The following is a 21,184-nucleotide window of genomic DNA, read 5'->3' on the forward strand; positions in this document are numbered from 1 at the left end:
GCCGCTCTTCCAGGAGCCGGAACCGCCCGAGCCGGTCCGTTCAGCAGACCCCGGCCGCGCCCGCCCGCCGGCCGGCGACCTCGCCTTCTCGCCGCCCTCCGGCTCTTCCGACCCGGCAGCTGACGGCCATCCCGGCGCCCCGGCCTCCGGCCTTCCCCACCCGGTGGCCTCTGACACCGTCAGCCCGGGGGTCTCCGGCACCTCGCAACCGGCTGCGTCCGGCGCCTCCGCCGCGTTGGTGCTGGTGATCGTCGACGGCGCGAACGTCGTCGGTTCGGTGCCGGACGGGTGGTGGCGCGATCGGGCCGGCGCTGCGGTGCGGCTCCGCGACAGCCTGGCAGCGGTTCCCGCCGCCGGCCTCCCCGACGTTCCGGCGCCGGTCGAGGTGGTCCTGGTGGTCGAGGGCAAGGCCCGCGACATCCCGCAGGACCCCGGGGGCGTGCGGGTGGAGCGCGCGCCCGGCTCCGGCGACGACAAGATCGTTGATCTGGTACGGGACACCGCCGCGACCCGCCGGACCATCGTCGTCACCGCCGATCGTGGTCTCCGGGAGCGCGTCACCGCCCTGGGCGCCGAGGTCCGTGGCCCCTCCGTGGTCCCCCGCTGACAGGCGCCACTCCTCTGGGAACGGGGTTGGCGGAGGCCTTCGCGCGGAGCGCGCCCTGCGGGAGGACCGGCTCGCCGGCGATCCGGAGTGGACCTGCCGGGGCCACGATCTCACCGCGGCGACCTTCCCGTAGATCGACTGGCGTGGGTATCCGCCGCCACGCTCGCCATGACGTTCAGGAACGTGGCGTGCAAGCGGGTCGACGGGCCGCCGAAAACGGGCATGGCTGGACGGCCGGGCGATTTCCGGGCGGTACGTTGTGGGCAGAGCACGACCCACCCCGGAGGCAGGTGACTTCCTGCAGGGGCCACCCCGGCTCCGGATGGGGAGGTTGCAACATGTCGCAGGAGAACCGGCGCCGCCGCCCGCAGTGGGTGCCCGGCAACGCGACGATCATCGCCGTCGCGACGCTTCTGGCAGCGGTGGCGTCACTGATCGCGGCCCTGATGGAGAACGGTCCCGCCTGACCTGGGCAAAGAGGTCAGACGAGACCGCCGATGGACGCTCCGCCCCGAATGCACGGCTCGCGCGACGGGCGGAGCGCTCTCCGACTACGACCCTACCGCCCATGACCGGCCGGCGATCATGGGCGGATTACCCGCGGGGCTGACCCTCTGCCGAGGGCGTTTCGTCACCCGATGGCACATTCACCCGCCGAGCAGGGGGAACCCGAAGATCCACTGTGGACGGGCTTCGGATAGGATCTCACCAGGGCGATCTTCGGCCGTCGTCGGGAAAACCTTGTCGTGCCGGGCCTGGCAGGCTCTGATAAAACGGGGCATGCGAGGACGGCCGGGCGGGAACCGGACGCTAGGCTGGAGCCGCAACGTAGACCCCGTTCAGGAGGCTGCCCGGGTGGCCAGTGTCGCCGAACTCAGAGCCGCCGTGGAGGCCGCGCTCCAGCAGGTCACCGAGGGACAGCAGGCGATACAGGCGGCGCGGGAGAAGATCGGTGAGGCGCAGCAGAGCCTGGCCGCCGCTCTCGACGGCAGCGCCAACGACGCCGTCGGGGCCGCGCACGCCTCGCTGTCACAGGCCGACCAGCAGTTAGAGGATTCGATGAGCGCGACCCTCGCCGCCGTCGAGCAGGCCCACACCTACACGGCGAGCCTCTGACGCGATGTCGCTGCTGCAGGAACTCGGCGCCCAGCTTCGCGCCACCTCCGACGACCTGCCCACGGGGCTGGTCGCCGCGGCGATGGACAAGCTGCGCAGTGCCACCGACCTGCTCCGGTGGGTGCAGGAGGAGTCCAGCAAGGATCTCGGCGTGCTGCGTCTCGGCCACGCGACCGAGCACGCCGAGACCGCGGCCGCGGCGCTGCGTGTCACGCAGGACGCCATCGAGGCGTACCTCATGGTCCTCGGTCTCTCCGGCACGCCCGGCGCCGCGCCCGGCCAGGAGTGGCGCACCGAGATGCGGCGCGAGGAGAAGCCGGAGCGTCCGGCCGAGCCGGACGAGCCGGCCCGGGAGACGGTGGAGAGCCTCGGCCCGTGGTGGCAGCAGCGGGTGACGCAGCTGACCGGCGAGTCACCGCCGGGTGGTGCGGACCGTCCGGAGATGGGTGAGCAGGCCGACCCCTCCGATCTGCTGCGGCGGATCGCCGCCGGGGTGCGTGCCGGTGACCGGGCGCGGCTGGGGCGGGAGCTGCACGCCGTCAACGCCTCGACCGGGCTGGGGCTGTCCGCGGTGACCCCGCAGCTGCTGCACCGGCTCGCCGGTGACCTGCTGGGGCACGAGCCGCGCCCGGAGGACGTGCCGAGGCTGCGGACCGCCGCCGAGGGCCGGGTCAAGGCGCTGCTGCCGGGCACCCGGCCGGACGTGCTGGAGACCCTGCTCGACCGGATCTGCCGGGTTCCGCTGCACCGGCAGCAGGAGCGGCGCGGTGACCAGCCGGCCGGTCACCCGGCCGACACCGCGGTCACCGCCAGCGTGCTCACCGGGGTGCTCCTCGCCCGGCTGGGCCGCGACGCCGGTTCGCTGGACCCGGACGCCCCGGAGCCGGTGCGGCCCCGCCCCGACACCGCGGAGGACCGCTGATGACGCCCGGGGCACGCCCGGCGCCCGCCGACGGCCGGAACGGCGGAAGGCCGCCCGCGACCCAGCGGGTGCTCCTGACTCCCACCGACGCCACCGCGGGCTTGAACCACAGAAAGTCGCCCGCGATCCAGAAGGCGCTCCTGGCACCCACCGACGCCACCGCGGGGCTGAACGGCGGAACGCCGTCCGGGATCCAGGAAGCGCGCCCGGCGCCTGCCGGCGCCATCGGGGGCCGGGACGGCGGGGTGCCCTTCGTGGTGCGTCTGAGGTGGGCCGGGACGGTGGCGCGGCGGAGCTGGGGGGAGGCGGCCGGCAGCGGTCGTGCCGGGGCGGGCCGGGCTGTTCGGGGGCGGAGCGAGAGTTCGATGACAACTGCGACGATGCCGGCGGGTCATGGCTGAATCCACCAGAAACCGGGTGATGGAGATCCGGGCCGGGCTGTCGCACGCGCTCGGTGCCGCGCAGATCGCCCTGGAGCGGGCGCTCGACGCCCGGGAGGCGGCCGAGGCGCGGTACCGGCGGATGGTCGCGGCGGCGACGGCCCGGCGGCGGAAACTCGCCGTGGCCCGGGACGAGCGGATCCACGAGATCGACGCGTGGCACGACACCGAGCTGGCGGCGCTGGCCGGTGCGGCGGCGGGTGCGGCTGACCGGGCGGCGCCCGGGGCGGCCGGCGAGCCCTGGCACAGCTGGGAGCCGACCCCCCTGGAGCGGGCCGCCGAGCTGCGGATCGGGCGGCTGATGCTGCCGGAGGCGCCGTTGCCGGCGCCGGCGCGTGCCGAGCGGCCGTCCGCCCACCGCGACGGCGGCGGGGACGACCGGATCGGCGGGGCGTGGGCCGGGGCGCCCGGTGAGGTCACCGAGGCGTGGGCCGGGCCGGACAGCGAGCCGCCGGAGAGCGCCGCGGGGCCGGTCGTCGACGAGGCGACGCCGGAGGTGCCGGCGCTGGTGCGGCTGCTCGACCACGGGCACATCGTGATCGAGGGCGACCGGCGGACCGGTGACGACGTGCTGGCGGGGCTGCTGCTGCGGGCGCTGGGCACGAGTGTGCCGGGGCAGGTGCAGATCATCGGGTACGACCCGGAGAACCTCGGTGGCGGGCTGGCCGGGTTCGCGCCGCTGGCGACCGCGGGTGTGCTCACCTTCGTCGGGCCGGGTGACCTGGACAAGCTGCTCGACGAGCTGGTCGGGCATGTCCGGCGGATCAACGAGACGGTGCTGGCCGGCGAGTACTCGTCGGTGCGGGAGCTGCACGCGGCGACGAAACGGCGGCCGGAGCCGTGGCGGGTGGCGGTCCTGCTCGGCGGTGGGGAGCTGTCCCGTCATCAGCGGACCCAGCTGGACCGGCTGCTGCGGACCGGGGCGGCGTGTGGCGTGCACCTGGTGATCCGGGGGCAGTCGGTGGAGCCGGGGCCGGGGATCGAGTTCGTGGTGGCGGCGCCGGGCGACGGTGCCCGCATCGAGAGTGCGGGTGATCTGCCCGTACGGCTGGATCCCGCTCCGACGCCGAGTGTGGTGACCGCGACGTGCCGGCAGATCGCCGAGGCGGTGGCCGCCGGGCCGGCGCCGGTGGCGCTGGACAGTCTCCTGCCGGAGGCGGGCGCGGAATGGCAGGAGAGTTCCGCGGCGGGGCTGACCGCGCCGCTCGGCGACAGCCCACAGGGGCCGCGCGTGCAGGTGACGTTGAGCGACTATCCGCCGCACGCGCTGATCGCCGGGCCGTCCGGGACCGGCAAGACCAACTTCATCTACGCCTGGATGGGGGCGCTGGCCGCCCGTTACTCCCCCGACGAGCTGGCGTTCTACCTGCTCGACTTCAAGGAGGGGGTGTCGTTCGCCCGGTTCGCTCCGGGCCGGCGGGACCCGAGCTGGCTGCCGCACGTCCGGCTGGTCGGGGTGAACGTCAACACCGACCGTGAGTTCGGGCTGGCGCTGCTGCGGTTCCTCGGTGCCGAGCTGAAACGCCGGGCCGACGCCGCCAAGCAGTATGAGGTGACGAACCTGGCCGAGCTGCGCGCCGAGGATCCCGACGGGTCGTGGCCGCGGATCGTGGCCGTGGTCGACGAGTTCCAGGTGCTGCTGGGCGGGCGGGACTCGGTCACCGCCGAGGCCGTCGACCTGCTGGAGGACCTGGCCCGGCGCGGCCGGTCGCAGGGCATCCACCTGGTGCTGGCCAGTCAGGACGTGTCCGGCATCGAGGCGCTGTGGGGCCGGCCCGCGCTCGTCGCCCAGTTCAGCCTGCGGATCGCCCTGCCCCGGGCGCGGCGGGTGCTGGCCGAGACGAACGCGGCCGCCGATTCGCTGCCCCGCTATCACGCGGTGGTCAACGCCGACTCGGGTGCGCCGGAGGCGAACCGGATCGTCCGGGTGCCGGCCGCCGGCGACCGGGAGCAGTGGAGTTCGCTGCAGCACCGGCTGTGGCGGCGGCGGCCGCCGGAGCTGGGGCCGCCGCGGCTGTTCGACGGTGACGTGGTGCCGCGGCTCGCGGACAGCCCCGACTACCGGGATCTGCGGGCCGGCGAGTCGACCACGGCGCCGGTGATGCTGCTGGGGCAGACCATCGACGTGGCGTCGCGGTCGGCACAGACGGTGCTGCGGCGTGCGCCCGGCCGGAACCTGGCGGTGCTGGGCACCCGTACGGACGAGGCGTGCGCGATCCTGGCGACGGCGGGCCGCTCGCTGGCGGCGCAGTTCACCCCGACGGGCGCCCGGTTCTCGGTGGTCTGCCTGGACACCGACGCCCGGGCCGCGGCGGAGGCGCTGCACGCCCGCATCCCGGGGTCCGGCTTCTATCTGCCGGACGACGTGTACTGGCTGCTGGAGGACGCCGCCGCGGAGGCGACCGCGTCGTGGCCGGCGGACCGGCCGCATTTCATCCTGATCTACGCGGCGGACGCGCTGCCCGGCGGCAGGGAGGCCGCCGACCAGTTGCGGACCGTGCTGCGCCAGGGCCCGGAGCGGCGCCTGCACGTGCTGGGCTGGTGGCGTGGGGCCGGGCTGCTGCGCGACTCGCTCGGCGGGCACGCGTCACGGACCGACCCGATCGGCGCGTGGGTGGCCCTGGACGTGCACGGCAGCGAACTGACGCCGTACTACCCCGGGCAGGGGGCGCCGAACTGGTATCCGCGGCCGTGGCGTGCCCTGCACTTCGACCGCTCGGTGCATCGCGGCGCCGAGGTGATCATCCCCTACGGAACCTCATGAGCGAACTGCAACCGGCCGACTTCGAGCGCGCCGACTACCGTACCGTCCTGCGCCGGCTGACCAGCCTGGACGCGAAGGCGGCCGAGCTCCGGGAGGAGGCGCGCCGCTGGTACGCCGACCGGCTGTCCGCCGCCGACGTCGCCGTCCAGGAGGCGGCCGGCCGGCTGGAGGCGGCCGAGCGGTCGGTCCGGGCCGCCCAGCGCGGCCTGGAGGAGGTGGACGCGCGGGCGGCCGGCCTGTGGTCGGACTTCGTGCACCGGGTCGGCCCGGTGGCCGAACGGTTCGGGCGGACCCTGCCGCCGGCCAGCATTCCCCGGCAGCGCGGCGACGACCCGCCGGACCGGGATGCCGAGGACTACCTGAAAGAGGTGGAGAACCGGGTGCGGTACACGCCGCCGGCCCGGCCGATCACCCTCGGCACGAAGATCCTCTTCGGCATGCTCGGTTTCGCGGGCGGGCTGCTCGGCGTGATCGCCAACCTGATGGTCCGGCGGACCGGTACGGCCGCGGGCGGGGACTGGCAGCAGGCGGCGCCGGTGGTGGCACTGCTGGTGATGCTGCTGTTCCCGGTGCTGGCGGTGGTGACGGCGAAACTCATCGCCGACCGCCGGGACGCCCCGCTGGACACCTCGGCGGTCGTGACGGTGCTGGCGACCGGCCTGGTCACGGCCGGCCTGCTGTTCACCGCGGTGCTGGTCGCCCAGCCCCGGTGAGCTGTCCGGGCTCCGGTGGACCTCAGTGCGGGCTGAGGTCCTTCATCCGCCGGGCCTCGTCCTCGAGGGCGGCCGGGACACCGGGCCCGCTGTCACCACCGCCGTGGGCCTCGTCGTACTCGTAGTCGTCGGCACGGTCGTCCTCGCGCGGCTCGTCCGCTGTGTCGGTCATGGATCGGTTGTACCCGGGTATGGCATCGGAATGCTGAGAATCGGCACATCGGGGTGGCAGTACCGGGACTGGCGGCCGGGACGGGACGCCGACGGCACGGGATACCTGTATCCGGCGGGGCTGCCACAGCGGGCCTGGCTGGAGCACTATGCGGCCCGGTTCGGCGTCGTGGAGGTCAACAACGCGTTCTACCGGCTGCCGGAGCGCGACACGTTCGCCAGGTGGCGGGATCAGACGCCGGACGGGTTCCGGTTCGCGGTGAAGATGAGCCGCTACCTGACGCACATCAAGCGGCTGCGGGAGCCGGCCGAGCCGGTGGCCCGGTTCCTGAGCCGGGCCGAGGCGCTCGGCGACAAGCTGGGGCCGGTGCTGTTGCAGCTGCCGCCGACGCTGCGCGCCGACCTGGCGGCGCTGGACGCGACCCTGCGGGAGTTCCCGGAAACGGTACGGGTCACCGTCGAACCGCGGCACCCCAGCTGGTTCACGCCCGAGTGCGAGGAACTGTTGCGCCGGCATCAGGCGGCACTCTGCTGGGCGGATCGGCGCGGCCGGCCGGTGACTCCGTTGTGGCGGACCGCCGATTTCGGTTACCTGCGACTGCACGAGGGAGCCGGAAAACCGTGGCCGCGCTACGGAAGGGCGGCGCTGCGATCGTGGCTCGATCGCAGCGGCATACCGGAAATGCTCGTCTTCTTCAACAATGACCCGGGTGGCGCCGCGGTGATCGACGCCGGTGTGATGGCGGCGGAGGCCGACCGTCGCGGCATCCCGATCGGGCCGGTCCCCCGGATTCGGTCCCGGCGGAATTCGCCGTCCGCCGGGCCGGATAAAACAATTGTTCAGTAATGAATATGTGGCGCGCGTCTCGCTCCACGCGCCGAATTGCGATAACCGGGCCCGTCCGGCGAGGCGGGCCCGGTGGACCTCAACTGGCCCGGCGCTCGCGCACCTGCTTGCAGTGCACACACGTGGTGGCCGACGGGAAGACCTCGAGCCGCTCCACCGGGATCGGATTGGAGCAACCCTCACAGTTGCCGTACGTCCCGTCGTCGAGGCGCTGGAGCGCGTGCTCCGCCTGCGTGCGCCTGTCCAGCAGGGTCCTCAGCAGTGAGGTCGCAGCGTCGCGCTCCGCCGTCTTCGACCCGCTGTCGGCCTGGTCGTCACCGGCGGCGTCGCCGATCTCGACCAGCCGCAGCCGGGTGTTCTGAGCGACGGCCTCCTCGTACTCGCGGTCGAGATCCTCGAACCGGCCCTGGAGGATCACCCGGATCTGCTCGAACTCCTCGGCCGAGCGCCCCTTGGCCGTGCTCGCGCCCTTACCCGCAACAACCGCTCCGTTGACGAGCATGCAGTCCCCCTGCCCTTCACTAAGCCCCGACCGGTGGCCATCCCCGGGTCACCCTCGTCCCGGCCGGCTCGGCATGTGGAGCCGGACGATACCCACCGCCGGAGATCCCAAACGGGACCCCCGCGAAAAAGTAACCGGAGCATAACTGTCGGTGTTCGAATCCGCCACGGACTCGGCACGCGGGTCTTGTGCCGAGCGTCACGAGCCGCTGACGACGAGGGCCGGACGGCGCGGGTCGTCGAGACGAACGACCACGTCAGCGAAGGTTTCCGGGGCCACCTCGCCGGTGTAGCGCCGGTAGGCCGGCAGCGTCCACGCGAGATCGGCGGGCGTGCGGCGGGCCAGCGCCGCCGAGGACAGCTCAAGATGGACGGAGAAGTCGAACGGCAGCCCGGAACCGAGCAGCAACGGGCCACTGACCAGCACGATCGCACCCGGCGGCAGCTCCCGGTACGGCGCGCGAGCGGCCCGGTCGATGCCGGCGTCCCAGAGGCGTTCCAGGATGCGCCCCGACCCGTCCGGACCCGCCGGGGCCAGAACCTCACGGATCAGCCCGGCCTCGTCGAACCAGCCGGTGTAGAAAGAGTCCGGATTGGTGCGCCCGAACTCCAGCCGCAGGGACGCCGGGCGCAGGAAATCGCTGGTGTCGACACGTATGGCGGGGCGCCCGCGGACCCGCAGCGGGCCGACGAGGGCGTCCGCGAGACGGCGCGGATCGGCCGCGTCGGCGCCGTCGACGGCCACCCGCAGCCGGCTGTCGGATTCCCGACTCGCCAGCCGGTCGGCGAGGTCCTCGACGAGCAGGGGAAAGGAGACCGGTCGTACCCGCATGGATCAATCGTGCGGCAGGATGCTGATCCGCGCGTCGTCGGCCAGCCGGTAGCCCACACCGTAGACGGTGGTGATCAGCGGCAGGTGCCCGCCGAGCTTGAGCCGCAGCCGGCGCACGTGGACGTCCACGGTGCGCTCCCCGGCCCGCTCGTAGCCCCAGACGGCGGCGAGCAGCTGCGCCCGGGTGAAGACCCGTCGCGGGCGCTCGGCGAGATACTGGAGGAGGTCGAACTCCAGCCGCGTCAGCGGCAGCGTCTCGCCCTCCAGCAGCGCCTGGCGCGACGAGGTGAGCAGACGCACCTCCGGGCCGTCCAGCGCGGTCTCGGCGGCCTCCTCGCCCGTCTCGGGCTCAACCGCCGGGGCCTGCTCGACGGTCACCGTCCCCCGGCTCATCTCGACCAGCTCACGGACGGCGGCGAGCAGCCGGTGCGCCTGTGGGGACACCACGTCCCCGGTGAGTGGAATGGCGAGCGTCACGGTCAGCGCGGGTTCGGCGGCTCGGCGACCGGAACTCCGACCCGGTCCGGCAGAACGACGATCGGCACGCGGCGACAATGCGCTGACCGGCATTGATTCATCCCCCAGAATTTGCTGCAGCAAGCGAATACGATTTTTCACTCTGCGTAATTGCCCGAACGATATTTCCGGTACGCCGGTGAGCGGGTCAAGTCGCCAACCACACTGTGGGAAAGATGTTCCATATTGTCGTGGGCCGCTAATTCATTCCGGGAACGCTTTCTGTCAGCCTCATTAAACATTGCCGAACGTCATGGGCATGAGAAGACAACCGGGGGTGCCGCCGTCAAGGCGACACCCCCGGTGTGAAACGATTTTTAAGTGTGAGTTCAGCCGCCGGAGGTGAGGCGGCGGCCGACCGCCGCGATCAGCCGGTCCAACTCGGAACCGAACGGGTTGTCGTGCACCAGGTAGGTCCAGGTGGCACTCGGCCGGACGATCTCGGCCCGGTCCGGCTCCCAGCCGTCGGTGAGGTCGACCTCATCGAACGTCTCGATCGTCTTGGTCTCGACCTGGGTCAGCAGTTCCTGGAACGCCGGGACGGCCGAGCGGTGGAACTCGTCCAGCGGGTCCAGCTTGCCCAGAGCACGCAGGTGCACGCCCTCCCGGACCTCCGACAGGTACGCCAGGTGGTCGGCCCAGAGCTTGTCGAGGTGGAAGAGGGCGATCGCCCGGGCCGCGTCGGACAGCACGTCCTCGTCGGTCTCCTTGGCCTTCTCCGGGGACTTCTCCAGCAGCATGATCGCGGCGACCTCGGAGGTCAGCAGACGCTCGCGGCGCTCGGCCAGCAGCAGGCGCTGCTGCTCGATGACCACGCTGTAGCGCCAGGTGTTCTTGTGGATCTCGTGGTTCACGCCCTCGGCTACCCGCTGGGCGTGCTCCACCGCGTACTCCACCTGGGAGTCGTGCACGACGCCGTCGATGTCCATCCGCGGGGAGGCCGGGATGATGTCGCCCGCGTGCCGCTGGACCAGCTCGTCCTCCAGGCTGACGAAGAACACCGAGCGTCCCGGGTCACCCTGCCGGCCGGCCCGGCCACGCAGCTGGTCGTCGACCCGGCGGCTGTCGTGCCGGCCGGAGCCGATCACGTAGAGGCCGCCCAGCTCGACCACGGCGTCGCGGTCCTTCTCGTCGCTGCCGCCGAGGCGGATGTCGACACCACGGCCGGCCATCTGGGTGGAGACGGTGACCGCGCCGAGCGCGCCGGCCTCGGCGATGATCGAGGCCTCCTCCGCGTCATTCTTCGCGTTCAGCACGTGGGACGGGACGCCGGCGTCGGCGAGCTGCCGGGCCAGGCGCTCGGACGCCTTCACGTCGAGCGTGCCGATCAGCACCGGCCGGCCCGACTCGTGGGCGATCTTGATCTCCTCGACCAGGGCCTCGTCGCGCATGTCGTGCGCGGAATAGATCCGGTCGACGTCGTCCTCACGGATGTTCGGCGTGTTCGGCGGGATGACCGCGACCTCGAGCTTGAAATACTCGCGGAGCTGCTCACCGACGTGCACGGCGGTCGCGGTCATGCCGCAGACCGTCCGGTAGAGGGCGATGAACGCCTGCACGGTGATGGTGTCCAGCACCTCGCCCTCGGCGGTGGCCGACACCCCCTCCTTGGCCTCCACGGCCGCCTGCAGACCGTCCGGCCAGCGACGGCGCTGCGCGACCCGGCCGCGCATCTCGTCGATCAGCTCGACACCGCCGTTGCGGACGATGTAGTCGACGTCGCGGCGCAGCAGGGCGTGCGCGTGCAGCGCCACGTTGATCGCCGACAGCTTCTCGACCTGGTCGTCGGCGTACAGGTCGATGCCGCCGAGCTGCTCCTCGACGTTCTTCAGGCCGTCCTCGGTGAAGGCCACCGAACGGCCGTCCTCGGCCACCTCGTAGTCCTTGCCCCTGCGCAGCGTGCGCATCAGGGCGGCGGCCTCGTGCACCGGGTCGCTCTCCACCGAGGTGCTGCCGGCCAGGACCATCGGCACCCGGGCCTCGTCGATCAGGATCGAGTCGGCCTCGTCGACGATGCACGTGGCCAGATCGCGCTGGACCCGGTCGGCGACGTCGGTGACCAGCTGGTCACGCAGGTAGTCGAAGCCGGCCTCGCTCACCGAGACGTAGGTGACGTCCGCCGCGTACGCCTCGCGGCGCTCCTCCGGCGTCATCAGCTCGGTCACCGAGGCGACGGTCAGGCCGAGGAGCGTGTAGATCGGCTCCATCCACTCGGCGTCGCGCTTGGCGAGGTAGTCGTTGACGGTGAGCACGTGCACCGGGCCGTTGCCGAGGCGGCAGTGCCCGTACGCCGCGACGGCCGCGGTGAGCGTCTTGCCCTCACCGGTGGCCATCTCGGCGACCCGCTTGTCGAGCAGTGCCATGGCGCCGAGGAGCTGGACGTCATACGGTCGCTGACTGATCGCGCGTCGGGCCGCCTCACGGCCGACGGCACAGATCTCGACGTAGTCGTCAGCCTCGCGCGCGGCCTCGGTCAGGGCCGCGTCGTCCAGCTCCTGCAGAGAATCCTCACGCGCCTCGATCGAGCCGAGCCGCCTCGACAACGGGCCCAGGTCCACCGTCGTGCCCGGACGCTGGAGAAACTTGCGGAACCGGCTCTTCAGCCGCTGCGACACACCCATGGCGCGCAACGGTACTTCATTTTGCCCGATCCCAGGCGACGGACTCCCACCGGACCGTCAGAAGGTGATGACCGCCTGCAACTCCTGCCGCCGCCGCTCGGCCAGATCGGTGAGCAGAGCGGGCGCCTCATCGAACGGCACCAGGGCGGTGATCAGGTGTTTCCGGATGGCGTCGCCGTCGGCGCCGAGCAGGTCCAGAGTGGCCGCGGACAGCCGCTCGCGGTCCCAGGCGTGCGCCAGTCCACGCGGCACCCGGCCGATCTGCGCGCAGCGTACCGCCAGGCCGTTGTGGTGGAACTCCTCGCCGAGCCGCACCGCGTCCGCACCGCCCGGGTAGAACGCCAGGTCGATCACCGTGCCCTGGGGACGGAGCAGGCGCAGCGCCAGGTGCAGGGCGGCGGCCTGACCACGGCACTGGAAGACCACGTCGGCGCCGCGGTCGCCGTCGGCGTGGCGCCACCGGGTCTTCAGGACGACCGCGGGATCGTCCGCCTCCGGGTCGAGGGTCGCCAGGCCCAGCGCCTCGGCGACCGCGCGGCGTTCCGCGGTGGGGTCGACGACGACCACCGAGGCGGCGCCGTGCCGCCGGGCGAACAGAGCGGTCAGCAGCCCGACCACACCGGCGCCGACGACCGCCACGCGCAGCCCCGCCACGCCGTCGGCGAGCGAGCGGACGTCCGGTCCGAACCGGTCGGCGGCCGCGTGCAGCAGGCCGTTGGCACAGATCGGGCCCATGTGCGCGACGTAGACGCCGAGCACCGGGTCGAGCTCCGGCGGCAACGGCACCACCCGGTCCCGCAGCGGGTCGGCCGGCCAGCCGGTCCGGTGCCCGTAGGTCATCGCGACCACCGTGCCGTCCGGGAACGCCGGCGTCCGGCTGCGCTCGACCCGGGCCACCTCCATGTAGCCGACGCGGGTGACCGGCCACGCCTGCTCCGGCGGAGCGCCGAACAGGCCGAGCGCCGTGTCGAAGCCGGCGTGCAGCGCCGGGTTGGTGCCCTTCACGAAGGTCAGCTCGGTACCGGCGGACACCCCGCTGAACAGGGTGCGGGCGTGGAAGCCACCGGCCGGCACGTCGACGTCGGCGACGTCGGCGATCTCGACACGGCCGGGGGCGGCGACGATCAGATTGCGGTCAGACACGGACGGCACCCGGGGTCACCGCCCGGCCCTCGGCCGCGGAGAGCGCGACGGCAAGGGCGAGTTCATGGGTACGGAGAGCCTCCGCGTACGGCACCCGGATGTCGTCCTCCTCGCCCCGGACGGCGCGGACGAACGCCCGGTCCACCCCGACGTGCCCGTCGGTGGGCTCGCAGCGGACCGTCTCGACGCCGTCGGCGTCGCGGATCACCAGCTCGGTCTCGGTCAGCGCCAGCGCCAGCCCGTCGGCGTAGACCTCCAGCCCGGCCCGGTGCTTCCAGCCCAGCACGCAGGTGGCCGCCAGGTTGCCGACCGCGCCGCTCGCGAACCGCAGCACCGCCGTGGTGGCCCCGTCGACGTCCGCGCCCTCGACCGCCGGGGGCGTGCCGTTGCCGTAGGCCACCACCTCGTCGACCTCGCCGGCCAGGTGCCGGGCCAGGTCCAGGACGTGCGCCGCCTGCTCGACGACCGGGCCGCCGGACCGCGCACCGATCGGCCACCAGGCCACCGGCGGCGTCTTGTCCAGCCACGAGCCGGTGACCAGCCGGACCGGGCGGCCGGCCAGCACCTCGCGGGCCTTCTCCACCACTGGCAGGTAGCGCCAGTGGTGGCCGACCGCGGTGAGGACCTTGCCGCTCTCGACCAGGCCGGCGATCTCGGTCGCGGTGCCGTGGTCGATGGCGATCGGCTTCTCCACGAACATCGGCAGGCCGGCCGCGATCACAGCCCGCTCGGTGTCGCCGTGGGCGAACGGCGGAACGCACACGTAGACGGCGTCCGGAGCCGAGTCCAGCAGGGCGGCCGTGTCGGCGTACACCTGCGCCCCGTGCTCGCCGGCGAGCCGCTGCGCCGCCTCGGGAACCACGTCGGTCACCCCGCTGACCTGCACACCCGGCAGTCCGGACAGCACCCGCGCATGCCGGGCCGCCACCCCGCCCGCACCGATCAGGCCGATCCTCGTCGTACTCATCCGCTCCCCTGTCGATCGTGCCGTCGGCCGGTTCTGTAACCCGGTGCCCGAAACACAAACATGGGCTTCATCACGTTCCAGTCGGATTGACGGACGCCAACATGGGGAAAGCTGCCCGCGTCGACAAGATCGCGAAACTGGGGGGTAAGCCGATGTGGCACTCGCACGCGACCGTCTCACCGGTCGTCGAGGCGTGGACGACCTACCGCACCGGCCACGCCGGCAGGTGGACCGCCGAAGAACTGACCACCGCGAAGGGCCGGGGCACGGTGAGCGTGGTCATCCCGGCCCGCAACGAGGAGGCCACCATCGGCGCGATCGTCTCGACGATCCGCCGTGACCTGGTCGAACGGGTACCGCTGGTGGACGAGATCGTGGTGGTGGACTCCCGCTCGTCGGACGCCACGGCACTGATCGCCCGCCAGGCCGGCGCCCGGGTCGTCGGGCAGGACCGGATGACCCGCGGGCTGCCCCGGATGGAGGGCAAGGGCGACGCACTCTGGGCCGGGCTCGCGGCCAGTACCGGAGACGTGGTCGCCTTCGTCGACGGCGACCTGCACGAGTTCTCCTCACACTTCGTCACCGGACTGCTCGGCCCACTGCTGACCGACCAGTCCGTCGAGTACGTCAAGGGCTTCTACCACCGGCCGCTGGCCGGACCGGCGGCCGTGGAGACCGACGGCGGTGGCCGGGTCACCGAGCTGGCCGCGCGGCCGCTGATCAACCTGTTCTTCCCCGAGCTCGCCGGGTTCGTGCAACCGCTCGCCGGCGAATACGCCGGACGCCGCCGCACCCTGGAGAGCATCCCGTTCGTCTCCGGGTACGGGGTGGAGATCGGCATGCTGATCGACCTGGTGGACCTGGTCGGCCTGGACGCGCTCGCCCAGGTGGACCTCGGCGAGCGCAAGCACCGGCACCAGGGCACCGAGGCGCTCGGCCGGATGGCCGCGCAGATCATGGTGACCGCCTGGTCACGGATGCACCGGCGCGGCCTGGCCACCGAGGCGATGCCGCCGTCGACGCTGCTCACCCAGTTCCGCCGGGGCGGGCAGGAGGCGCTGCCCAACCTGGAACGGCAGATCGCGGTCACCGACGCGGGCGTCACCGAGCGGCCGCCGCTGGCCTCCCTGAAGCGGGCCGTCGCGGCATGAGGGTACTGATGAACGCCGGCCCCTGGCTGCCGGTGCCGCCCGCGGGATACGGCGGGATCGAGAACGTCATCGCCACCCTCGTCCCGGAACTGCGTGCCCTCGGCGTCGAGGTGATCCTGGCCAGCGTCGGCGAGAGCACCATCGAGGCCGACGGACGGGTGTCGGTCTTCGAGCAGGGGCAGTTCGCGCACATCCAGCGGCCGTACAACCAGGCGGTCGGCGTGGTCCAGGCGCACCAGCACGCGGTGACCCGGGCGATCGCCGCGCGCGGCGACATCGACCTGATCCACGACCACGTCGAGGCGGCCGGGCTGGTCACCGCCGCCGCCCTCGGCGACGGCGCGCCGCCGGTGCTCCACACCCTGCACTGGGACCTGCACAAACACCCCGAGCTGTACGGGACGTTCGACGGCGGCGACCGGGTACGCGTGAACGGGGTGTCGGCGTCGCAGGTGGCCCGTGCCCCGGAGGCGCTGCGGCGGCACTCGATCGGGCACGTCCACCTGGCCACGCCGCTGGCCGCCGAGCCGCTGCCGGAGGTGAGCCGCGGGTCGTACGCCGTGGTCCTGGGCCGGATCCACCCGGGCAAGGGACAGGACCTGGCGGTCCGGCTGGCACACGAGCACGGGTTCGATCTGGTGCTCGCGGGGCCGGTCGGGCCGTACCATGACGCCGCCGCTCTCGCCCGCGCCGACCGGGAGAACCCGGACGTGCGGTTCTGGGACGAACAGGTGGCGCCGCACGTCGACGGGGTGCGGGTGCGCTGGGTCGGTACGGTGACCGGCCGCGACCGTGACCTGCTGGTGGCCGGAGCCCGGGTCGCGCTGTTCCCGCTGCGGTGGGAGGAGCCCGGCGGCACCGCCATGGTGGAGTCGCTGGCCCTCGGCACGCCGGTGGTCGGCATCGCCCGCGGCTGTCTGCCCGAGCTGGTCGAGGACGGCCGTACCGGGCTGCTCACCACTGACGAGGAGGCGCTCGGCGACCTGGTGCACAAGGCGGGCACGATCGATCCGGCGGAATGCCGGGCGGAGGCCGAACGCCGTTTCACCCCCGCCGTGATGGCCTCGGAGTACCTACGTCTCTACGAACGGCTCCGCTGACGTTTGCCCCGGCCGGACGCCGGGCACCAGTGTGCCTGACGTCCGCCGGGCGTCGCGGACCGCCGGAGGGAGTGGCATGCCCAGCCAACTCGTCTGCCGGCCGGAGCGCGATCTTCCGGTGGCGGTCCTGCGGGTCAGCGGCACCCTCGACCGGGAGACCGGTGGGGCGCTCGGCGCGGCGGTGCGCCGCAGCCTCGCCGTGCAGCCGGCCAAGGTCCTGCTCGACATGACCCGGCTACGGGTCGGCGACCCGGTAGCCCTGGCCGGGCTGGGCACCGTGGTCTGTCAGGCCGAGGAGTTCCCGGCCGTGCCGATCGTGGTGTGCGGCGCCGACCCCCGGACCAGGGACGCCCTGGCCACCGACCGGGACTGCGCCGGCCTGGAGTTCGCCGACGACTGCGACAAGGCACTGACCGAGGCCGAGGCGGAACCCGGCGGGCCCACCGTGCGGGTCCGGCTGCGGCCCGTCCCGGAGGCGTGCCGGCAGGTACGGCACCTGGTCACCCAGGCCTGCACCACGTGGCAGCGTGGCGACGTCACCGCCACCGCCACCCTGGTCGCCACCGAGCTGGTGGCCAACGTCGTCCGGCACGCGCACACCACCATGGAGTTCACCATGGGGCTGCGCGACGGCCGGATGGTCGTCGCCGTGCGGGACGGCAGCCGGCTGATGCCCCGCGCCCTCGACCCGGCCGTCACCGACATGGGCGGCCGCGGACTGCGCCTGGTCCGCGACCTCTCCGACGCGTGGGGCGTCCTCCCGGTCACCGACGGCAAGGTGGTGTGGACGCAACTCGCCACCGGCGCGGCACTCTGACCGCCCGGACGGTGGCCCCGAGGGTCCGGCCGGGCCATCATCGTGATGGCGTCGGCCTGACGTTTGCCACGTCCCAAGCGGGGAAACCGCCTCTCGTCGGAAGGCGGTGCCATGGCGATCCAATGTGCGGTGAGCGTCGACGGCGCCAATCTGGTCGCCTCGCTCGCCGGTGGTCTCCGGCTGACCGACCGTCCGGCCCTCCAGGAACAGCTGCTCAAGTGCCTGGCCGACCAGCCCGAGGCACTGCTCGTTGACCTGTCGGCGATGTGGGTCGACCAGCCGCCCGCCCTGTCCAGCTTCACGGTCGTGCTGCGGCAGGCCGCCCAGTGGCCCGGCACGCCGGTCCTGTTCTGCGCGCCCCGCCCCCGCACGCGGGAACTGCTGTCCACCGCCGACGGCCGGTTGCCGCTCTACCCGACCGTCGAGGCGGCACTCGCCCACCTGGACGGCGAGCCCCGTACCGTGCCGTCGATCAGCGAGGACCTGCTCCCGGTCACCGGTTCCACCCGGCACGCCCGCGACGTCACCACCGAGGCCTGCGCCCGCTGGGAACTACCCGGCCTGGTCGCCCCCGCCAGCCTCATCGTCACCGAACTGGTCGCCAACGTCATCGACCACGCGCACACGATGATGACGCTGCGGTTGTCACTGCGGCAGCGTTACCTCAACATCGCGGTCCGCGACGGATCGCCGCACCCGCCCGTGTCGGCGGCCGGGCTACGGCCGGAGATCGCGAGTGGACGCGGACTGCTCCTGATCGACGAACTCGCGTACCGCTGGGGTCATCTGCCGTCGAACGGCGGCAAGGTGGTCTGGGCGGCCCTGCGCCGCACCTGACCCGGCCTCGCCCGACGCGGTCAGGCGCGGCGCAGCACGCCGGCCAGACCCGACACCGCCAGGATCCTCGCGACGTACGGCTGAGCGCCCGTCACCCCGAATCCGACCCCTGCCGTCGCCGCCGTCTGCGCGGACTCCAGCAGCACCGACACCCCGGCGGCGTCCACCAGCGGGACCGCCGTCAGGTCGACCAGCACCGACGGCACACCCTTGCCGGCGATCGCGTGCCGCAGACCGATCCGCAGCCGATCCGCGGTGTCCCGGTCCACCTCGCCGCGCACCCGCACCACCAGGCCGTCACCCTCCCGGGCAACCGACACCTGCATGCCCGGCCGGCTGCCCCGGGACTCGCCGTCCCAGTGCGGCGGTTCGTCGCTCAGCATCGCCTCCCGCAGCCAGGTCAGCGCCCGGCTCAGCAGGCGCGACACGTGCATCTGCGAGATACCCAGCTCGTCGGCGATCTCCGCCTGCGTGCGGTTGCCGTAGAAACGCATCGCCAGCATCCGGCGCTCCCGCATCGGCATCCGCAACAGCAGATCGGTGACGGTCAGCTTGTCGGTCAACGACTCCAGATCGGCGTCCACATCGCCCAGCAGGTCACCGAACTCCATCGCCCCGTCCTCGGCGACCGGAACGTTCAGCGACGCCGGCGAATAACCCGCGGCCGACTCCACCGCCTCCTGCACCGCGGCCTCCGAGACCCCCAGACGCTCCGCCAGCTCCCCCGTCGTCGGGGTACGGGCCAGGGTGCTCGTCAACAGCATCGCGGCGTGACCGACCTCCAGACTCAGATCCTGCACCCGGCGTGGCACGTGCACACCCCAGGTGCGGTCCCGGAAGTGGCGCTTCAACTCACCCGAGATCGTGATCACCGCGTACGCCGTGAAGGAACCGCGCTCCGGATCGTACCGATCGATGGCCTTGACCAGCCCCAGCCGGGCAACCTGCTCCAGATCCTCCAGATACTCGCCCCGGCCGCGGTAGCGGCGGGCGAGCCGCGCCGCGAACGGCAGGCAGTAGCGGATCAACTGCTCCCGCGATGCCTCGGCCTCCGCGGGCGTCGCACCTTCCCGCCGGTCCGCGTAGGCGAGCGCGGCCACGTCGAGATCCTCCAGCATGCTGTCGGCCGGTTCCCCGACCTGACCTCGCGAGGGCATGTCACCCCTTCCGGAAGCGGTCCCGGGGCAGCACGGCCGACCCGGCCACCGCCCCGCCAGCGGAAGCTATTGCCCGTTCCGCCCCCACTCCAAACCTCGTTCACCCAGTCCGGGCATATCCCGTGTCCAGCGGCACCGCGGTTGCGGCGTACCGCTCCGGATGCCCTTCGCCGGGTCGTGATTCCAGTTTTGCGCGGTCCGGTCCTTCCGGGGGCCGGGATCGGCAACGTCAGCCCAAAGCGCGACAACAGCCCTCGGGTCCGCCCGTCGTCGCGGCTCTCGGTCCCTCAGTGGTGGGGCAGCAAGCGGGACCGGTGCCGGTGCCGGGTCGGCTGCTCCCGGCGACGGTTGTCGTCGCCTGACCTGATCGACCGGCGATTTCGGTGGTGACGGGACGGCCTACTGCTGCGGGCGGCGACCAGGGAGGCCACTGGGGGCTTGCGACGGGTCGTTCAGCACCTCCGGAACGCCGGCGGGAGCCGAGCGGGCCGTGCCCGTCCCGGCTCGGGACGGGAGACCTGACGGAGCTCTGCTCTCGTCCGCCGGGGCCCCGTCACCCGGCGCCTTCTCACCGGACGCCGGCGGGGGCGCGTTGTGCTGGCCCATGTCCGGCACCTGCAACGGGCGCGGCGCATTCTGCTGACCCATGTCCGGGGCCTGCAACGGGCGCGGCGCGTTGTGCTGCCCCATGTCCGGCGCCTGCAAGGGTGACCGGGGCGCGGCGGGAGGCTGAGCGCCGTCCGCGGGTGGCATCGGCGCGTTGTGCTGGCCCATGTCGGGCGCCTGCAACGGCGAACGGGATGCGGCCTGCGGCGCCGCGTTGTGCTGGCCCATGTCCGGCGCCTGCAACGGCGACCGCGATACGGCCTGCGGCGCCGCGTTGTGCTGACCCATGTCCGGCGCCTGCAACGGCGACCGCGATACGGCCTGCGGCGCGGCATTGTGCTGACCCATGTCCGGGGCCTGCAACGGGCGCGGCGCATTGTGCTGGCCCATGTCCGGAGCCTGAAGCGGTGAGCGGGCGGCGGCCGGTGGCTGCGCTGTCCCGGCGGGTGGAACGGAAGCGGCCGGCTGGCCCGTGTCCGGCGCCTGCCTCGGTGGGAGGGACGCGGGCTGGGGCTGCGGGGTGTCTGCGGGCTGGGCAGCGCTGAACTGTGACGCGTTCGGTGAGGGCAACGGCGGCATGGTGTGGGCGTCGCCGCCCTGCGGTGCCGGTATGGCCGGCGGTGCGAAGCTTGCGGCCCGCTCCGGCGGAGTGGACGGTGGGACGGCCCCGAACGTGCCGGGCACCGGCGGGAGCTGCGATGCGGCGGCCTGCGATGCCGGGCGGGCCGAACGGGTGAACCGGGGCGCGTCGAGGGGGCTGTTCTGCTGGCTGTAGAGCGGAGGCCGCCGCATCAACTCGTCCACGTCATCGGTGAGCGGCGTGGCCGGAGGCGGCATCGCGCCGTATGCCGCCGGTCCTGGACCGTAAGGCGGCGGGCCGCCCGGTCCCGGTGTCACCGGTACGGCCGGCATCATCCCGGTGGCGTCGAAACCACCGGGCAGGCTCGCGGCGGGAGCGGCAACGCCCGGGAAACCACCGTCGGCCGGGCTGTTCGGTCCGGCGGGGGCGGCGCCGCCTGGAACGTCAGCGCCATACATGCCGTCGGGAACCCCGCTCGTGGGGAACGATCCACTCGGCGTGCCCTGGCCGGGTCCGCCTTGACCGAAACCGCCCTGAGGCGCCTCGCCGGGGCTCGGCGTGCCTTGCGGGAACCCGCCATATTCCGATCGACCCGGTTCGAAGCCACCCTGTCCCGGCATGCCCTGGTCACCGGGCATCATCCGGTTCGGACCGAACCCGCTCTCGGCAGGCGCACCGTAACCCGGAGCACCATGCCCGGAACCGCCGTAATCCGGAACGTCCTGCCTGGAACCGCCGTAACCCGGACCCCCTTGGCCCGAACCGCCGTAGCCCGA

20 protein-coding genes are annotated in these 21,184 nt (G+C 72.9%); 11 read left to right on the forward strand and 9 right to left on the reverse strand.

The features are described 5' to 3' along the window. The first annotated feature begins 235 nt into the window (after positions 1-235). The 6 genes from BC793_RS02050 (at position 236) to BC793_RS02075 (ending at position 6,562) form a co-directional block, all read left to right on the forward strand. Positions 236-607, forward strand: coding sequence for a hypothetical protein (locus BC793_RS02050; protein ID WP_109589094.1), 372 nt, complete (start codon positions 236-238; stop codon positions 605-607). Between the two features lie 338 nt (positions 608-945). Next, positions 946-1,074, forward strand: coding sequence for a hypothetical protein (locus tag BC793_RS52185; RefSeq protein ID WP_275416127.1), 129 nt, complete (start codon positions 946-948; stop codon positions 1,072-1,074). 388 nt (positions 1,075-1,462) lie between these two features. Continuing rightward, a complete protein-coding gene (locus BC793_RS02055) occupies positions 1,463-1,723 on the forward strand; it encodes a hypothetical protein (RefSeq protein ID WP_093612004.1) in 261 nt (86 codons plus the stop codon). A 4-nt stretch (positions 1,724-1,727) separates the two neighbouring features. After that, positions 1,728-2,645 carry a hypothetical protein gene (locus BC793_RS02060; protein ID WP_109588792.1) on the forward strand — a complete coding sequence of 306 codons (918 nt, stop codon included), beginning with the start codon at positions 1,728-1,730 and terminating at the stop codon, positions 2,643-2,645. A gap of 393 nt (positions 2,646-3,038) precedes the next feature. Then, a complete protein-coding gene (locus BC793_RS02070) occupies positions 3,039-5,849 on the forward strand; it encodes an FtsK/SpoIIIE domain-containing protein (protein WP_109588794.1) in 2,811 nt (936 codons plus the stop codon). Further along, the gene (locus BC793_RS02075) at positions 5,846-6,562 is read left to right on the forward strand and encodes a hypothetical protein (RefSeq protein ID WP_109588795.1); all 717 of its coding nucleotides are present in this window, start codon (positions 5,846-5,848) and stop codon (positions 6,560-6,562) included. Before BC793_RS02070 ends, BC793_RS02075 begins: the two co-directional genes overlap by 4 nt. A 22-nt stretch (positions 6,563-6,584) precedes the next feature. Here BC793_RS02075 and BC793_RS49440 read toward each other — a convergent pair whose 3' ends face one another. Continuing rightward, positions 6,585-6,734, reverse strand: coding sequence for a hypothetical protein (locus BC793_RS49440; RefSeq protein ID WP_158319180.1), 150 nt, complete (start codon positions 6,732-6,734; stop codon positions 6,585-6,587). Between the two features lie 30 nt (positions 6,735-6,764). On the opposite strand from BC793_RS49440, the gene BC793_RS02080 reads away from it, so the two are divergent. Further along, positions 6,765-7,580: a DUF72 domain-containing protein gene (locus tag BC793_RS02080; protein WP_109588796.1), complete on the forward strand. Its 816-nt coding sequence runs from the start codon at positions 6,765-6,767 to the stop codon at positions 7,578-7,580. A 79-nt stretch (positions 7,581-7,659) separates the two neighbouring features. On the opposite strand, the gene BC793_RS02085 is transcribed toward BC793_RS02080, so the two are convergent. The 6 genes from BC793_RS02085 to BC793_RS02110 all read right to left on the reverse strand — a co-directional run bounded on the left by BC793_RS02085 (position 7,660) and on the right by BC793_RS02110 (position 14,160). Then, a complete protein-coding gene (locus tag BC793_RS02085; RefSeq protein WP_109588797.1) occupies positions 7,660-8,082 on the reverse strand; it encodes a TraR/DksA family transcriptional regulator in 423 nt (140 codons plus the stop codon). Positions 8,083-8,280: 198 nt separating this feature from the next. Then, positions 8,281-8,913 carry a nucleoside/nucleotide kinase family protein gene (locus tag BC793_RS02090; protein ID WP_109588798.1) on the reverse strand — a complete coding sequence of 211 codons (633 nt, stop codon included), beginning with the start codon at positions 8,911-8,913 and terminating at the stop codon, positions 8,281-8,283. A 3-nt stretch (positions 8,914-8,916) separates the two neighbouring features. After that, positions 8,917-9,483: a winged helix-turn-helix domain-containing protein gene (locus BC793_RS02095; RefSeq protein ID WP_109588799.1), complete on the reverse strand. Its 567-nt coding sequence runs from the start codon at positions 9,481-9,483 to the stop codon at positions 8,917-8,919. Between the two features lie 275 nt (positions 9,484-9,758). Next, a complete protein-coding gene (gene secA2, locus BC793_RS02100) occupies positions 9,759-12,050 on the reverse strand; it encodes an accessory Sec system translocase SecA2 (RefSeq protein WP_109588800.1) in 2,292 nt (763 codons plus the stop codon). A 57-nt stretch (positions 12,051-12,107) separates the two neighbouring features. Beyond that, positions 12,108-13,193, reverse strand: a complete 1,086-nt coding sequence (locus tag BC793_RS02105) for a zinc-dependent alcohol dehydrogenase (protein WP_109589095.1) — start codon at positions 13,191-13,193, stop codon at positions 12,108-12,110. Continuing rightward, positions 13,186-14,160: a Gfo/Idh/MocA family protein gene (locus BC793_RS02110; RefSeq protein WP_109588801.1), complete on the reverse strand. Its 975-nt coding sequence runs from the start codon at positions 14,158-14,160 to the stop codon at positions 13,186-13,188. Before BC793_RS02110 ends, BC793_RS02105 begins: the two co-directional genes overlap by 8 nt. Before the next feature lie 152 nt (positions 14,161-14,312). Here BC793_RS02110 and BC793_RS02115 point away from each other — a divergent pair, with 152 nt between their 5' ends. The 4 genes from BC793_RS02115 (at position 14,313) to BC793_RS02130 (ending at position 18,065) form a co-directional block, all read left to right on the forward strand. Then, complete coding sequence (locus tag BC793_RS02115; protein ID WP_109589096.1) at positions 14,313-15,311, forward strand: glucosyl-3-phosphoglycerate synthase; 999 nt, start codon at positions 14,313-14,315, stop codon at positions 15,309-15,311. Beyond that, positions 15,308-16,411, forward strand: a complete 1,104-nt coding sequence (locus BC793_RS02120; protein ID WP_109588802.1) for a glycosyltransferase — start codon at positions 15,308-15,310, stop codon at positions 16,409-16,411. The genes BC793_RS02115 and BC793_RS02120 overlap by 4 nt, the downstream gene beginning before the upstream one ends. 76 nt (positions 16,412-16,487) lie before the next feature. Continuing rightward, a complete protein-coding gene (locus BC793_RS52190) occupies positions 16,488-17,228 on the forward strand; it encodes an ATP-binding protein (protein ID WP_109588803.1) in 741 nt (246 codons plus the stop codon). 111 nt (positions 17,229-17,339) lie between these two features. Further along, positions 17,340-18,065 carry an ATP-binding protein gene (locus BC793_RS02130; protein WP_109588804.1) on the forward strand — a complete coding sequence of 242 codons (726 nt, stop codon included), beginning with the start codon at positions 17,340-17,342 and terminating at the stop codon, positions 18,063-18,065. Between the two features lie 20 nt (positions 18,066-18,085). On the opposite strand, the gene BC793_RS02135 is transcribed toward BC793_RS02130, so the two are convergent. Both BC793_RS02135 and BC793_RS48690 read right to left on the reverse strand, forming a co-directional pair. Then, a complete protein-coding gene (locus BC793_RS02135; RefSeq protein WP_109588805.1) occupies positions 18,086-19,222 on the reverse strand; it encodes a SigB/SigF/SigG family RNA polymerase sigma factor in 1,137 nt (378 codons plus the stop codon). Positions 19,223-19,621: 399 nt separating this feature from the next. Then, positions 19,622-20,866 (reverse strand): hypothetical protein, encoded by a 1,245-nt coding sequence (locus BC793_RS48690; protein ID WP_146246163.1) that lies wholly within the window; start codon positions 20,864-20,866, stop codon positions 19,622-19,624. Positions 20,867-21,184 lie beyond the last annotated feature (318 nt).

It is taken from the genome of Actinoplanes xinjiangensis, assembly GCF_003148685.1.
In the GTDB taxonomy this organism is placed as follows: domain Bacteria; phylum Actinomycetota; class Actinomycetes; order Mycobacteriales; family Micromonosporaceae; genus Actinoplanes; species Actinoplanes xinjiangensis.

Coding starts and splice junctions, on each gene's coding strand:
- BC793_RS49440 (WP_158319180.1), bottom strand. CDS start 6,734: ATGACCGACACAGCGGACGAGCCGCGCGAGGACGACCGTGCCGACGAC.
- BC793_RS02115 (WP_109589096.1), top strand. CDS start 14,313: ATGTGGCACTCGCACGCGACCGTCTCACCGGTCGTCGAGGCGTGGACG.
- BC793_RS02130 (WP_109588804.1), top strand. CDS start 17,340: ATGGCGATCCAATGTGCGGTGAGCGTCGACGGCGCCAATCTGGTCGCC.
- secA2 (WP_109588800.1), bottom strand. CDS start 12,050: ATGGGTGTGTCGCAGCGGCTGAAGAGCCGGTTCCGCAAGTTTCTCCAG.
- BC793_RS02090 (WP_109588798.1), bottom strand. CDS start 8,913: ATGCGGGTACGACCGGTCTCCTTTCCCCTGCTCGTCGAGGACCTCGCC.
- BC793_RS02060 (WP_109588792.1), top strand. CDS start 1,728: ATGTCGCTGCTGCAGGAACTCGGCGCCCAGCTTCGCGCCACCTCCGAC.
- BC793_RS48690 (WP_146246163.1), bottom strand. CDS start 20,866: ATGTATGGCGCTGACGTTCCAGGCGGCGCCGCCCCCGCCGGACCGAAC.
- BC793_RS02120 (WP_109588802.1), top strand. CDS start 15,308: ATGAGGGTACTGATGAACGCCGGCCCCTGGCTGCCGGTGCCGCCCGCG.
- BC793_RS52190 (WP_109588803.1), top strand. CDS start 16,488: ATGCCCAGCCAACTCGTCTGCCGGCCGGAGCGCGATCTTCCGGTGGCG.
- BC793_RS02085 (WP_109588797.1), bottom strand. CDS start 8,082: ATGCTCGTCAACGGAGCGGTTGTTGCGGGTAAGGGCGCGAGCACGGCC.
- BC793_RS02080 (WP_109588796.1), top strand. CDS start 6,765: ATGCTGAGAATCGGCACATCGGGGTGGCAGTACCGGGACTGGCGGCCG.
- BC793_RS02070 (WP_109588794.1), top strand. CDS start 3,039: ATGGCTGAATCCACCAGAAACCGGGTGATGGAGATCCGGGCCGGGCTG.
- BC793_RS02075 (WP_109588795.1), top strand. CDS start 5,846: ATGAGCGAACTGCAACCGGCCGACTTCGAGCGCGCCGACTACCGTACC.
- BC793_RS02135 (WP_109588805.1), bottom strand. CDS start 19,222: ATGCCCTCGCGAGGTCAGGTCGGGGAACCGGCCGACAGCATGCTGGAG.
- BC793_RS52185 (WP_275416127.1), top strand. CDS start 946: ATGTCGCAGGAGAACCGGCGCCGCCGCCCGCAGTGGGTGCCCGGCAAC.
- BC793_RS02095 (WP_109588799.1), bottom strand. CDS start 9,483: ATGCCGGTCAGCGCATTGTCGCCGCGTGCCGATCGTCGTTCTGCCGGA.
- BC793_RS02110 (WP_109588801.1), bottom strand. CDS start 14,160: ATGAGTACGACGAGGATCGGCCTGATCGGTGCGGGCGGGGTGGCGGCC.